The organism is Bacillus sp. FSL L8-0358, from assembly GCF_038593095.1.
Lineage (GTDB): Bacteria > Bacillota > Bacilli > Bacillales > Bacillaceae > Bacillus > Bacillus subtilis.
In genome coordinates, this window is record NZ_CP151962.1 from 1,993,240 (window position 1) to 2,008,627 (window position 15,388).

The window sequence follows — 15,388 nt, forward strand, 5'->3', positions numbered from 1 at the left end:
GTCACGATTTTCTACAATTCTTCCACCAAGCTGGATATGCTGTCCAGATCCTCTGCCGTTAATGATTGACTGCTGAAATCGCTCAGTGTCTTTTCAGCTTTCTGTTGACCGGCGCAGTGTTTCATAATGTCCAGCAAAAAGTGTTCAATCCTGTTAATAAGCTGCTCCATTGTGTTTCTATGAAAGCGGGCTGGCGGATAACTAAGATTGAAATGGAGCTTTTTGTCTGCTGCCATTGCGCTCATCTCGATGATTTGCTCACGCTTCCATGTATGAGTGATATCCTTTCCGCTCCCAAGGCTTGATGGGCGGAAGGTGTCCTGTCTTTCGATGTCGTTGAACTGGCCCAAATAGTTAAAGCTGATTTCAGGTGTTTTTGAAAACGTAATGCTTTTATTTTCAGGGTGTGTAAGGTATTTCAGCATACCGTAACCTACCCCTTTGTTTGGTATCCGGCCCAGTGTATCTTTAACGGTTTTTACTGAGGTTCCGAGCTCATCCCTATGATGTTCAAAGCTTATGAGGGCCGGGTACATGGATGTAAACCAGCCGACCGTCCTGCTGATATCTATCTCTGGCAGAATGTGTTCTCTCCCGTGTCCTTCCATAGCGATACGGAGCTTGCTTCCTCCTGTCCATTCACAAATCGCCAAGGATGCTGCGGTTAACAGAATATCTTGTGTATCTGTGCCATAGGCGTGATTGACGTTTTGCAGCAAGACGGCGGTGTCTGCTTCAGTCAGTGAAAAGCTTAATGAGTCCCTTTTGCTGAAGTCGATGTTCACATGATGCGGTATTTCATAGGGCAGTTCTGCGGCTTGCTGTTCTTCTACACTTCGCCAATACGCCTCTTCTCGAATCAGCTTACTGCTTTGGGCATATTCCTGTATGCGTCTTGCGTATTCCTGGTAGGAATCCGTTTTAGGCGGAAGCTGGATCGTCTGGCCTGCAGCAGCTTGTTGATATCCGGCTGACAAATCCTCCAGCAAAATCCGCCATGAGACACCATCAACGACAAGGTGATGGATCGCAAGGAACAAGTAATCTCCGGTCAGTGTTTTAAACAAAGCGGCGTGCAACAATGGTCCTTCCTGCAAATTGATGCTTTGCTGAAGATCTGCAACTTCTTGTTTGATTTGCGTCTCCCAGCCGCTTTCTGACTGTGAAAGATCAGAGGTTCTTAAGCTGTATAGCTGTGACTCATGAATGCCTTGGTTGATTTGAATCCATCGCCTGTCATCGTTGCGATAAACCATCCGAAGCGCATCATGATGCTCCGCCAGTTTTTTCAAGGCTGGTCTAAGGGCGTTTTCAGACAAACGTCCAGAATGGAATAGCATGACAGACTGATTGAAATGGTGTCTTTCTTCAATATCTTGTGAAAAAAACCATTGCTGAACAGGCGTCCAAGGAACGTCTCCCTGAACGGGTCCTTGCTCTATGATTCTCTCTGACTTACGGATAAATGGTGATAAGTCCTTTATCTTTGGATGACGGAATAAATCACTTACCTGCAAGCTTAGCCCATAGCGCCCAAGGCGTGCAGAAACTTGAAGCGCTTTGATTGAATCTCCGCCCAATTCAAAAAATGAATCCTCTATTCCGATCCTCTGGATGCCGAGAACCTCCTGCCAGATCAACACAAGTTGGTCTTCAAGGTCATTTCGAGGTGGAGCGTACGTTTGTTTAGATGTGAAATTTGGTTCAGGAAGTTGTTTTCGGTTCAATTTGCCGTTTGATGTGAGCGGAAGAGTCTCCATTTCAATAATGTACGCCGGGATCATATAGTTTGGCAGCGAACGCGCGAGAAGTGAACGCACTTGTTCAGCATTCGTGCCTGCTTTTACGCTGATATAGCCAAACAGCTCTTTGCTCCCGGTCTGGGCTGTACGTGCTAACACTGCGGCTTCTTTGACCCCGTCTATTTGACGAAGTGCTGATTCGATTTCACCCAGCTCCACCCGATAGCCTCTGACTTTTACTTGATCATCAATACGGCCAATGTATTCAATTGTGCCATCAGGAAGCCAGCGCGCCAGATCACCTGTGCGATACAGTCGATCGCCAGGTGCAAATGGATGTGGGACAAATTTCTCTTTCGTTAAATCAGGACGGCCCAAATATCCTCTGGCGACGCCATCTCCGCCGACACAAAGTTCACCGACAGCTCCGACCGGCTGCAGCACTCCCCATTGATTTAAGATATAAGCGGTGGAATTACCAACCGGCCGCCCGATCGGAATGGAAAGTTCATATGTTTTTTGAATGTGAAGGCATGTCGAAAAAGTTGTATTTTCGGTAGGGCCATATCCATTCCATATAGATACTTCAGGGCAGACATTTCTGATTCGATTGACGTGGCTCGGCGACAAAGCTTCTCCGCCTATAATCAAATGTTTCAGCTGTGAAAATGTTTGTTCATTTTGCTCTGTCAAATGATTGAATAGAGAAGATGTCAGCCAAATCGTTGTGATTCCTTGATGTTCTATGTACCTCTTAAGCTGATGGGAATCGAGAAATGTTTGTTGATCGGACAGATGCAAAGCGGCACCATTTAGCAGCGGTCCGAAAATTTCAAATGACCCAACGTCGAAACCGATTGATGATGTCATCAGAAGGCGGTCTTCAGGTGTAAATGTAATATAATTGCTGTTTTTAACAAGACGAATTACACTTCGCTGCTCAATCATGACGCCCTTTGGTTTACCGGTTGATCCAGAGGTATAAATGATATATGCAAGTGAATGTGACCCTGCTGAAGAATCAACGTTCTTCGTTTCTCCTTGCTTTTGAATATCTTCGATTATGATTTGTTCACATTCAATGTCTAATAGTTGTTTTTCTGTTTTTTCAGATTGAAGGAGTAATGCCGCCCCGCTGTCTGACAGCATATAAGCTATTCGTTCAACAGGCAGATCAGAAGCAATAGGCAGATAGGCTCCCCCGGCTTTCAGAATGCCCAGCATTCCTGCAATGAGTTCTGGTGTTCTGCCTGTCAACAAGGCTACAACACTATCAGGCCCTACGCCCTTAATCTGTAGAACTGAGGCAATTTGATTTGCCCAGCTGTTCAGGTCCTCGTAAGTGAATACTTGGGTGTCGCTGACAATAGCTACAGCATTAGGTGTTTGTTCAGCCTGCATTTCAAAGAGTCTGCTGATGGTTTCATTTCTTGGATAATCTATTTTTGTACGATTGAGCTCGTGGATAAGGTAATGGGTCTCATCCTCATTCAGGATATTTATTGTTCCGAGAGCGGCTTTGTTGTCTTTGATGATGGAGAGTAACATATTGATGAAGTATTGAAGCCACTTTTCTATCGTTTTTTTCTTATATAAGTCAGTACTAAACTCCATTTGGAACGTCAGCAAACCGCGGGGCTGTTCCTGGGCATATAGGGTTAAATCAAATTTGGACGTTTGATGCCCATTGTTTGCTGCAGGTTTGAGACAAAGTTCATCCAGCTCCAACGATTCCTGATCCATGTTTTGAAGAACAAACATTACGTCAAACAGCGGATTCCGGCTCATATCCCGTGTCAATTCAAGCTTATCGACAAGTTCTTCGAACGGGTAATCCTGGTGCTCAAAGGCTTCCAATGCTGTCTCACGCACTTCCTGCAAATACTGTACAAACGGCTTCCCGCCCTCCGGGCGCGTCCGAAGCCCTAGCGTGTTCACAAACATGCCGAGTATCGGCTCAAGATCCTTGTGCGGCCGGCCGGCAATTGGCGAGCCAACGATGATATCTTCCTGTCCGCTTAAGCGTGACAAGAACGCGGTGTAAGCCGCAAGGAGCACCATGTACAGTGTGCTTCCGTTTTCTCGTGCCAGCTTGTGAAGGCCTGATGCAACCTCTTGATCCAGCGTAAATGAGACCTTGTCACCCGCGAAGCTTCGCACCGGCGGGCGGGCATGATCAGCCGGAAGATCCAGCACAGGCAGCTCGCCCTCGAGCTGCTTCAGCCAGTACGCCTCTTGCGTTTTGTACGCGTCTCCTGTTTTGAATCCTTCTTGCCATACGGCATAATCTTTATATTGAATGCGCAGCGCCGGAAGCTTCCGATTATTGTACAGCTCGCCGAATTCCCGAATCAGAATGTTGACGGAAACACCGTCTGAAATGATGTGATGCATATCAACCAGCAACAGGTGCCGCTCATCTGATACCTTTACGATTTGGGCACGGAACAGCGGCGCTTGACTGAGATCAAACGGTTTGATAAATGCGGCTGCGGCCTCCTCTTCGGTTCGTGCGCCGAGAACTGTAGTCTGTAACGTAAACGGCACCTCGTCATGGATGCGCTGCACCGGATCGCCTCCTGCGTCCTGTTCGAAGGCGGTTCGAAGCGACTCGTGGCGCTTGATCAGCTCTTTGAAAGCTCTGTCCATCCTTTCAGGGTTGAGCTTCCCTTCGAGCTCTAACACAGCCGGCATATTGTAGCCTGTCCCTCCGTCCTCCAGCTGCTGAAGGACATAAATCCGCTTTTGGGCAGAGGAAACCGGATAGGTTTCCTGTTTTTCAGCGGGCTTAATCGCTTCATATGGACTGTCCGTTCCTTCACGGATAACGGTAGCCAGTCCTTCTACTGTCGGATGGGCAAACACATCTTTTAGCGGCACCTGTACATCGAATTCTTTGGCGATCCGTGAGACAAGCGCCGTTGCTTTTAAGGAATGTCCCCCGCGGTCAAAAAAGTTGTCGTGAATCCCGACAGGGCCATTTTTCAGCACGTCCTCCCACAGCTGAGAAAGCTTCATCTCAGTCACGTTTCTCGGCGCCGTGTAGGTCTCCGCATCTGCCGCTCCGTCAGGAGCTGGCAGGGCGTTTCGGTCGAGCTTTCCGCTTGGTGTAACCGGCCACTGTTCCATTTCTATCATATAGGCTGGGACCATGTAGCCCGGCAACAGTCTTTCAAGCTGTGCCCGCACTTCGTTTCTTTCGAGCCCTTCTACATAAGCGCATAATTCCGGCTCGCCGCTGTCTGTCCGTACGGTAACGGCCGCCTCTCTTACACCTTCTATGCTTCTTAATGCCGCTTCAATTTCTCCCGGCTCAATCCGGTAGCCGCGGATTTTCACCTGATCATCCGTGCGCCCGAGGAATTCAATATTCCCGTCAGGGAGCCAGCGCGCCACATCCCCGGTTTTGTACATGCGTTCCCCCGGGTAAAACGGGTCTTCAAGAAAACGCTCCTCCGTTAATGCCGGCCGATTCAAATAACCTCTGGCAACACCCGCTCCGGCAATGTACATTTCGCCGGCGACATCAGAAGGCTGTACGGCTAAATGCGGATCTAAAACATACAAACGCGCACCGGGTACGGGCTTCCCAATCGGAATCCGCAAACGATCTCTGTCCTGTTCTGGATCCAATACGTAAAATGCCGCGTCTACCGTTGCTTCTGTCGGCCCGTAACCATGGATTAATGATACCTGCGGCAATACAGAAGCAAAACGGGCTGCCGTACGCGGCGCAAGCGGTTCACCTCCGGCGAATACACGTTTCAGGCTTGTGCTGTCACGCAGCCTTTCGATTTCCGCTTGATCCAGAAAGCTGTTCAGCATAGCCGGAATAAAATGAACCGTTGTAATACGTTCCTGATGAGTGGCTTTTACGATCAATGCGGGGTCTTTTTCCCAGCCAGGTGGAAGCAGATACGCCGAAGCGCCGGAAAGTGTCCACCAAAACAGCTGCCACACAGACGCATCAAAGGAAAAAGAGGTTTTCACCATGACAATGTCATCTTCCGAAAGCGGAAACTGGTGCTGCATGCCGGTCAGAAAGGAAACAGCCTGGCGGTGCTCAACGGCCACTCCTTTCGGCTGCCCGGTAGAGCCTGATGTATAGATGACATAGGCGAGAGATCCGTCGCTAACAGAAGCAGACACATGACGTTTTACTTCTTCACGATTAAGAGATGTCATGTCCACTTCAAGCGTCTCTCCAGAAAAGTTCGGTGCGGAGCATCCCGGCTGCGTCAGCAAGAGTGATGCCCCGCTGTCTTTCAGCATGTAGCTCAGCCGCTCCTTTGGATACGCAGGATCAAGCGGCAAATAGGCCCCTCCTGCCTTCAAGACAGCAAGGACAGCGATCAGCATGTCAGGTGAGCGTTCAGACAGGATCCCGACGATACTTTCGTTTGTGACGCCGCGTGCTGTAAGGTGCGCAGCCAGCCGGCTGGCGTACATGTCAAGCTCAGCGTATGTCAGCGAACCGCCGGAAAAGCGGATAGCCGGCCGCTCCGGTGTGACTGCCGCCTGTCGTTCAAACAGCCCATGCAAGGTTGGGGCTTCAGGTGAAACAGATACTGTCCTGTTATTTTGAGAAACGATTTTCCGTGTTTTGTCCTCATCTAGCAATGTCATCTTTGACACAGGAAGAGATGGATCAGAGATGACGTCAGAGATCATGTGCTGTAAATAATCTTTTATTTCAGACATCATATTTGGTTGATAAGCGCCTGTATGAAAATGAATCCGAACGTACAAAGTACGCCCTGGGATCACTTTGACACTGCATCTATAATTAGTTACCTCTTCCATCTCAAAATCTTTCACGGAGAAATCAAATGATCCAGCTTGATTCAGCTCTTCAATCTCTTGTTGAGTAGGTGTATTTTCAAATACGATAATATGATCGATCAGCTCTTGTTTAAGAGCGCTCTGCGCCTGAATATCATATAAGGGAAAGTAACTATAAGCTTCTGCCTCAGTCATGTCTTTTTGCATTCTGCTGACTAGGTCAGAAAAAGACAGAAAATCACTTTGGACTCGAATAGGAATGGTATTGATAAAAAGTCCGACCATATTTTCCACATCTTTTAGCTCAGAAGGTCTGCCTGATATAACTGATCCGAATACAGCATCGTCGCGGCGATTGAACTTTTGGAGCATGATTCCCCATAAAGCTTGGAAAACAGTGTTAAGTGTCGCACCACATGCTGCAGCGATTTTCTGTAATTCGGAGGTTTCTTTTTCAGGAATGGTAAATGTGATCTGCTGTAATGTCCCGTCCGACATTTGATCTGTTCTTTTTGGCAGAGGCGAAGCTTTTTCGAAATGCTGAAGCCTTTTTTTCCAATACTCAGCTGCTTCTTCACGCTCTTGCTGCATCAGCCATTTAATATACGTCCCGTACGGCTGTACAGGAGGCAAATCAGGAAACTGCCCTTTTCCAAGCGCTTGATAAATATGGAGAAAGTCTTTAATGACGATGCCTAAACACCAGCCATCCATTAAAATATGATGGTGGCTCCAGATACAGACATAATGATCAGGCGCCCATTTTAAAATAGATATTCTCATCAGTACATCCGTTTGGAGATCGAAGCCCCTGGATTTATCCTGCTCTTTGAATGCCTCGGTACAATGTTCTTTATCCCTTTCATTGAGATGGGAAATATCTTCAACATGAACAGGGCAATGACGTTGCTTGAGCACGACTTGACGAGGTTTGGCTACATTTTTATAGATGAATGCTGTTCGAAAGATATCGTACCTGTCAAAAACAGCATCCATGCTTTTCTGGAAACGCTCCAAGTCAAGCTGTCCATTGATCGTAAAAGAAGCCTGTTCAAAATAAGCTCTCGACTGTTCATCATACAATGAGTGAAAAAGCATCCCTTCCTGCATAAATGACAAAGGGTATATATCCTGTATTTCAGGTTGCTGCGGCATCAGTGAATCTCCTCTCCCTATAGTTTGTTGACGGCTCCCATAATCTCACTCAATTCATCAAGCGTTAAGTCTTCATCAGTGAAATCAGATGCGCTCCACTCTCGGTTTTCTTTGCCGGTACAATGGTCAATGATGTTTTCCAGAGTCTGTTTAAAATGCCTGGCAAATGTTTGAATGGTTTCTTCCTCAAATTGATGCCTGTTATAGATGATGTGCATGTTCAGGCACCCAGAAGAAACGGCGCCGCTGATATCCAGTGCATAAGGACGCTCCCAGTTCGGGCTGATCTCATTTCCTGGCTTGATGTCAGACACCTCAAAGCCATTTGATTGAATATCCTGATCAAACTGGCCTAAATAATTAAAGCTGATTTCTGGGCTGTTTTTCTCAGAGCCCCATCTTTTGCTGATATATTTCAGCACGCCGTAGCCCGCGCCTTTATGCGGTATACGGTGCAGCATATCTTTTGTCTGTTTAATAAGGTGGCCCAGCCGCTCTTCTTTGTCCTTATGATCGGAATCTCTCATATCAAGCCACACAGGATAAATGGAGGTGAACCAGCCAACAGTTCTGCTAATATCGATGTCCTCAAAATATGATTCCCTTCCATGGCCCTCCATGCTGATTTTAAATTGGTTATTTCCCGTCCATTTCTGCAAAGCAAGACCTAAAGCTGTCAGAAGGATATCATTCATCTCCGTGCTGTAAGCTTTATGTGCAGCCGTTAATAGTAATTCTGTGTGATGGCGAGATAGCTCAAAATCAATCACTTCTGTATCTTTGAATGTGTTAGATGCAGCGTCATTATCTTTTGGAATAGGCTGGATGTGACGGTTCTCGCACTCATCCCAGTACGCTGCTTCGCGTTGCACCTGGCGGCTTTTAGAGTAGTCAGCTATTCTTTGTGAATACGTTAAATATGAATCTGTTTTTTGCGGCATTTTAATAGATTCTCCTGAGACTGCCTGTTTGTAAGCACCTGAAAAATCCTCGAACAAAATTCGCCAGGAAACCGCATCAACAACTAAGTGATGAATCGTCAGAAATAAATGGTCACCATTCTCGGTTCTAAACAATCCAGCGTGAAGCAAGGGGCCGGTTTCCAAACGAATATGTTCTTGCATCCGGCTGGCTGCTTCCTCAATCGTGTACCGTGCTTCTGTTAGGCTATCCTTTACATCAAACAGTTCAAGTGCATATAGCTCCTCATCTGAAAGATCTATCCCTCTGTTTATCTGCACCTGCCTGCCATCTTCATGCCGGCATACGATTCTCAGTGCATCATGATGAGTCACAAGGCTTTTTAGTACTTTTCTAAGCGCAGCCTCATCAAATCGTTCAGCCCGGTAGATCATAACGGACTGGTTAAAATGATGGCTTTCCAGAGATTGCGAGAAAAACCACTGCTGGATAGGTGTCCAAGTAATCTCGCCTTCGACCGGGCCTTGGTCAATGGCGCGTACGTCTTTTCGAACCCGGGCGGACAGTTCACCAAGAGTCTGATATTCAAACATCTCACGTACTGTCGTTGCAAATCCGCGCTGCTTCAGTCTGGCACAAACCTGCAGCGCTTTAATAGAGTCTCCGCCAAGCTCAAAGAAATTGGCGCCTACACCCAACTCATCCACATTAAGAAGCTCCTCCCAAATTTCAGCCATCACCGTTTCAATCTCATTTCTAGGACTGATATCATCAGCTGTATAAGCGCGTTTTTCAGGTTCTGGCAGGGCTTTCTGATCGAGCTTTCCATTAACAGTCACCGGGATGCTGTCAATTTGTATCATACGGGCAGGCAGCATAAAGTCAGGCAAGGCGTTTTTTAGGTAAGCCCGGATGTCTGATATATTCGCAGTCTGTTGATCTCTTATCACCATATAAGCATATATAGCTGTTTGCCCTTGCTCGTCTGCTCTGGTAATGACAGCCGCCTCTTTAATCATTGGATACTGAAGAAGTGCCGCTTGGATTTCGCCTAACTCAATTCGGTGCCCTCTGACTTTCACCTGCTCATCAATGCGGCCTAAGTATTCCAGCTCGCCATTTGACAGGCGCTTAGCAAGATCTCCTGTTCGGTATAATATGTCTCCCGGAAGATAAGGATTGGATACAAAACGGTCAGCGGTCAGCTCATCTCTGTTGAGATATCCCCGTGCCACACCTTCGCCGCCTATATACAGCTCCCCTGGAACTCCGGTCGGCTGCAGGTTCATATGGGCATCCATCACATGAGCCTGCAGAGTAGAAAGAGGCCGGCCGATATTGCTTTTATTTTTTGCAATGTCGGCAGCGGACAATTTTTTGAATGTTACATGGACCGTTGTTTCTGTAATACCGTACATATTAATCAAATCAGTATGAGGATATTTTTCATTCCAGCTTTGAAGCAATCCGGGCTGTAAGGCTTCGCCGCCAAAAATCACGTAGCGGATGTTTAAATGATCTGTATGATTTTGGTCTTCAAGCATCAAGCCGTAAAAAGCAGTCGGGGTCTGATTGAGTACAGTGACGCGCTCTTTTTTTAACAATAAACGGAATGCATGGGGGTCACGGGCTGTTTCTTTAGAGACCACGATTAATGTACCTCCGTTCAATAGTGCACCGAACATCTCCCATACAGAGAAATCAAAGCAATAAGAATGAAATAACGTCCAGACGTCTTCATGGTTAAATTCAAAAGGCAGGTTTTGATGTTTTAAAAGACTGATCACATTGCGGTGCTCGACAATGACGCCCTTTGGCTGGCCAGTCGTTCCAGATGTGTATATCACGTATGCGGGCTGATCCGTTACTATTTCTTGAATGTTTACATTAGCCGGAATTGAGTCGTTTTCACATTCATCGATATACAAAATATGTCCGGTGTAGTCTGCAGGTTTGTTTTGACCGCGCTCTGTCAGCAGCCGTTTTGCTCCGCTGTCATTGAGCATAAAGCTAATACGCTCCTGAGGATATTCAGGATCAATCGGCAAATAGGCCCCTCCAGCTTTTAAAATCGATAAAATGCCAATGATCATATCAGGTGACCGATCGAGCATCAGACCGACGATATCCCCAGTGCTGACTCCTTGTTTGATCAGCATAGCAGCTGCCCGCTCGGCTTTTTCATTCAGGTCTCGATACGTAAGCTGAGAATGGCCGCACACCACTGCGATATGCTCCGGATGCTGAGCGGCTTGCTTTTCAAATAAGCTTACTATGTTTTCATTTCTGGGATAAGCTGCATACTGCCCCATTTTTTCAAGGAGCAACCTACGCTCTGCAGCAGGAAGCAATTGCATGTCCGAAATTCTCATCTCGGTATCCGCCGTTACCTCTTTGACCAATTCAATAAAACAGGATGCCCACCGCGTAATGGTTTCTTCTTCAAAAAGAGCAGTGCTGTATTCAAAACGGCAGCGTATTCCACTCGGATGCTCCTCAGCGTGTAACGTTAAATCGAATTTAGAAATATCATGTTTAAGAGTGACAGACGAAATCGACAGACCAGGCACTTCGAACCGGAAATCTTCACTGCTTTGAAGCACAAGCATCGCATCGAACAGCGGGTTGCGATTTACCTCTCGATTTGTATCGAGCTTATCTGCCAGCTCCTCAAAAGGATAATCCTGATGCTCGTAAGCGGTCAGAGCCAGGTGGCGAATGTCCTGCAAATAGGAGCTGAACGTTTTGTGGCCCTCGGGCTTGCTGCGCATCGCCAATGTATTGACGAACATCCCGATGACGCGCTCCAGATCAGCGTGCGGTCTTCCGGCAGCAGGCGAACCGACAACAATATCCTCTTGCCCGCTTAGCTTAGATAACAAAATAGAATAGACAGCCAGAAGAATCATATACAATGTTGTTCCCGTTTCAGCCATTAAACGGTGCAGCTCATCAGCCATGTCTTTATCAATGCTGACTTCAATTGTTCCACCGCTGAAATCAGGGAGACGCGGCCTTGTTTTATCAAGCGGTAATTCTAGTGTAGGAAGACTCCCGCCAAGCTGACCGAGCCAGTAGGCCTCCTGTTTTTTGTATAGCTCTTTCGGGTACTTCTCTTGCTGCCAAACAGCAAAATCCTTATAATGCAGGTTTAAAGCTGGCAGCTCCTTTCCGCAATATAAGTCAGTAAATTCTTGGACAAGAGTGCTCATCGAGACACCGTCGGCAATAATATGGTGCATATCGAGCAGCAAAAAGCCGCGGTGATTGCCCATTGTAATGACACATGCTCTAAAAAGCGGACCGGATGATAGATCAAACGGTTTGATAAAGGTCTCGATTGCAGACTCAAGCATTTGTTCTGATTCCATTTCAAGCTCTTTTAGATCAAAAGCTATCTCTGGATAAATGATCTGCACAGGCTCGTCTCTGTCAAGCGCAAAAACAGTCCGTAATGCTTCATGCCGATTCACAAGTTCTGTGAGAACGCTTCTCAACCGCTGGCGATTCAGATTTCCGCGTAATTCAAGTACAGCTGGCATGTTGTAGCCTGTGCTGTCATCTGCCAGCTGATGAAGAGCATATAATCGTTTTTGCGAGAAAGACAGCGGATAGACATCTCTTTGATCCGCAGGTTCAATCTGTGTAAAAGCGTGTTCTTTTAAGCTCATCAATTTGCTCGCCATGCTTTCAACCGTCGGATATGAAAACACCTCACTGAGCGGCAGCTCGACATTAAGCTTTTTATGTATTCTTGATACCAGTGCGGCCGCTTTTAAGGACTGTCCGCCTAACTGAAAGAAATCATCACGAATGCCGATGTGCTGTTTATTCAGCACATCTTCCCAAATATGTGCGAGATCAGCTTCGATTAAGGTTCGGGGCGCCATATATGTGACACTCGTATTGTTTTCTGGTTCAGGAAGCGCAAACCTGTCAAGCTTGCCGCTGGATGTTAATGGCATCCGGCTGATGTTGATAATACTTGCTGGGATCATATAGGACGGCAATGTCCCGGCAAGATGCTGATACAAATCTGGGAGGCTGTTTCCCTTTTCTGGAACGATATAAGCAACAAGCTCCTTTTCCTCAGCAGAAACATCACGGGCCAGTACCGCGGCTTCCTTTACCCCCGGTGCTTGTCGAAGAACTGTTTCAATCTCTCTCAGTTCAATACGGTAACCCCTAATTTTTACTTGATCATCAAAACGTCCAATATATTCAATCGTTCCATCAGGCAAAAAGCGGCCTGTATCACCTGTTCGGTATAAACGCTCCCCTTCAAGGAATGGATGATCAGAGAATGCTTTCTGTGTCAGCTCTGGCTGTTTGTAGTATCCTCTCGCAAGACCCGCGCCGGAAATACACAGTTCACCCGCCGCGCCGATCGGCTGCATTTGATTTCCGTGCAAAACAAATACTTTTGTGTTTCTGATCGGGTGTCCAATCGTGATCCTCTCTTTTTCATTCAGATGCCGCAATATTGTTGTTGCCACACTGTTTTCTGTGGGCCCGTATTCATTTGCCAGTTCTGCAGAAGGACAAATCATTTGACTCAACTCAAGCAGGTCAGGCGTGACCGCTTCACCCGCAAATGTCACAATACGAAGACTTTTTGCATCGTCAGCAGTCATCACTTCCAATAACACCCGGTACAAGGAAGGAACAATGATCATGTGGCTGACCTTATAACGAGCTATTTTTCGCTTAAGGGCCAGCACATCCTTCGCTTCGTCATCTGTTGTCAGCAGTACGCACGCACCAGATAAAAGCGGGGTAAATAAGCTCGTTACACAACCGTCAAACACGTACGAAAACAAATGGAGGGATATATCCTGTTCGGTCATGCCATACTCTTCTCGTCTCCATTGCAATGTATTTGCAATACCGTGATGATCAACTAAAACCCCTTTAGGGCGCCCCGTCGTTCCCGACGTATAGATCAAGTAGGCTAGGTCACCTGGCGGCATATTTGGAGCTTCTGTTTGGTAACTTTCTGTATGTTCTATCGTTATCGTATTTCCTTCATAGGACGGAGGGATCAAGGAAATAAGGTCTTCTTCTATCAGCAATTGAGCCGCTTGACTATCCTTCAGCAGGAAAGAAAGACGTTCTGCTGGAAAATGTGGATCAAGCGGCATATAAGCGCCGCCTGCTTTCCAAATCCCAAGCAGAGCTGCAGGCATTTCCATTGACCGGCCCATCATCACAGCCACGATATCTCCATATCCAACGCCTTTTTCTATCAGGGCGTGCGCAATCTGATTGGCTCTTACATATAATTGGCGATAGGTCCAGCATTCGTCTCCCATTTTCAATGCAGCAGCTTCAGGTGTTTTGTGAGCTTGTTCCTCGAACAATTGGGGTATCGTTTTGTTCACATAAGGACGCTCAGTTTCGTTAAACAATTGGATAATCTGTTGCTCCTCCGGCGGCACGATATTGATGTCACTGACGGCAACATCAGGATTTGTCAAAATGCAATCTAGTGCTTGCTTTAGATGCCCCTGAATCCTCAGCATCTCCTCCCGCTCGTAAACGTCTGCGTTGTAGCTGAATTTGATATAAAATGATTCTCCCGGAACGATAACGATATTAAAGTCGTAATTGGTTTGTTCCGACATTGAAATGTCACTCAGCTTCAGAGCGCCTTCGTCATTTTCACTCTCCACGCTTAATGCCTGATGAAGCTGTACAGGGTAATTTTCAAAAACAAAAATATGATCGATCAACCCTTGCTTCAATGGACTATGGTTTTGAATCTCATAAAGCGGATAATACCCATGCTGTTCAGATGATAAAATATCCTCCTGCACGGCTTTGACCAGCGAAGAAAACGTTATGCCTTCCGCAGATCGGATTCGCACTGGAACAGTATTGATAAACAAGCCGACCATTGATTCAATCCCGTCAATCGCTGACGGGCGTCCCGAAATGACGGAGCCAAAAACGGCATCATCTGCAGCATTATATCGATGGAGCAGCACGCCCCAAATACTCATAAACAGCGTGTTTAATGTCACTCCCCAGTTTTGGGCAGCCTCTGTCAGTTTCTCAACCATATCCGGCGCTAATGAAAAGCTGACCTGGTCGGCTTTATAATCCCCGTCTGCCATGCGGCGCTTTATCCGGGGAATAGAAGCAGTATTGCCGTACTCCTTCAAATATTCGCTCCAGTAGGCAGCAGTCTCTTCTTGATCTTGTTCTCCGAGCCATTCAATATAACGGCTGTACGGCACCGTGCTGCCAAGCTGTACAGGTGAGTTATTTTTGAGCGAATCATACATGCTGAAAAACTCTTTAAGAATAATGCCGAGACACCAGCCATCCATGATGATATGGTGATGTGTCCAGACACATGTATATTGGCTGTCTCCTCTATCAAAAAGAGCAAGACGCATTAAAGGATCTTTTTGCAAATCAAATCCTTTTTCCCGATCCTTAGTCATAAAAGCATCAATCAGCGTCTGCTGTTCTTGATCAGCCTTGCGAGAAATATCTTCTCTATATACTGTCAATTCCCGGTTTGATAAGACTACCTGCTGCGGACCTGTAAGATCTGGTACTTCTTTAATGAAAATCGTTCTGAAAATATCATATCTAGAAACAAGAAGGTTTAAGCTCTTTTGAAACGAGTCGACGCATAGATTCCCTGTGATCGTAAACGAGGTCTGTTCGATATATGCTTTCGAGCTGAAATCCATTAGTGAATGAAACAGCATTCCTTCCTGCATGTGCGATAACGGATAAATATCTTGAATTTGTGCCGATTGTGCCATCAATTCCAC

2 protein-coding genes are annotated in these 15,388 nt (G+C 46.6%); both read right to left on the minus strand.

Features of this window, described 5'->3' with window-relative positions:
- Positions 1-11: 11 nt before the first annotated feature.
- Entirely contained in the window at positions 12-7,679 is a 7,668-nt protein-coding gene (gene ppsC / locus NYE49_RS10025; protein ID WP_047182691.1) for a plipastatin non-ribosomal peptide synthetase PpsC, read from the minus strand.
- A gap of 17 nt (positions 7,680-7,696) precedes the next feature.
- On the minus strand, positions 7,697-15,379 hold the full coding sequence (gene ppsB / locus NYE49_RS10030; protein WP_047182692.1) for a plipastatin non-ribosomal peptide synthetase PpsB: 7,683 nt from the start codon (positions 15,377-15,379) through the stop codon (positions 7,697-7,699).
- Positions 15,380-15,388 lie beyond the last annotated feature (9 nt).